Source organism: Psychromonas algicola, from assembly GCF_004378355.1.
Taxonomy (GTDB): domain Bacteria; phylum Pseudomonadota; class Gammaproteobacteria; order Enterobacterales; family Psychromonadaceae; genus Psychromonas.
The window spans coordinates 1-528 of the sequence record NZ_SNUB01000094.1 but is presented as its reverse complement, the minus strand read 5'-3'; the positions used below and the strand labels follow the sequence as shown (position 1 = coordinate 528).

1 protein-coding gene is annotated in these 528 nt (G+C 37.7%); it reads left to right on the top strand.

All coding sequences use genetic code 11. The features are described 5' to 3' along the window. Positions 1-87 precede the first annotated feature (87 nt). A partial coding sequence (locus tag E2R67_RS16500) for an IS110 family transposase (RefSeq protein WP_166739418.1) occupies positions 88-528 on the top strand: 441 nt, incomplete at its 3' end.

Below are 528 nucleotides of genomic sequence, written 5' to 3'. Positions count from 1 at the left end.
TGCTGAGATGGTCACTCCAAAACGGCATCGCAATGTGCCAAGATAGATAAGTATTCAGCAAATCAATCTAAATATGGAGTGACCAACATGAAATGTAGCGTAATTAGTATCGACTTAGCAAAAAATATTTTTCAAATTTGTGTTTTAGATGAAAACCGTAAAATAATTTTCAATAAAAAAGTGAAGCGTTCAGAGTTGTTACATGAGTTAAGACAGTTTTCCCCTTCCTTAGTTGTGATGGAAGCTTGCTACAGCTCGAACCCATGGGGAAGACGAATTGAGAAGTTAGGCCATACAGTGAGATTAATTCCACCATTCGTTGTGAAGCCTTTTGTGATTGGTAATAAGAACGATGCAAATGATGCGCTGGCTATTGCAGAAGCTTCAATGAGACCGACAGTACGCTTTGTTTCAGTGAAATCCACAGAGCAACAAGATATCCAATCACTACAACGTATTAGTGAACGCATGGTAAAAATAAGAACAGGCGATGTTAATCAGTTAAGGGGATTATTATCTGAATATGGT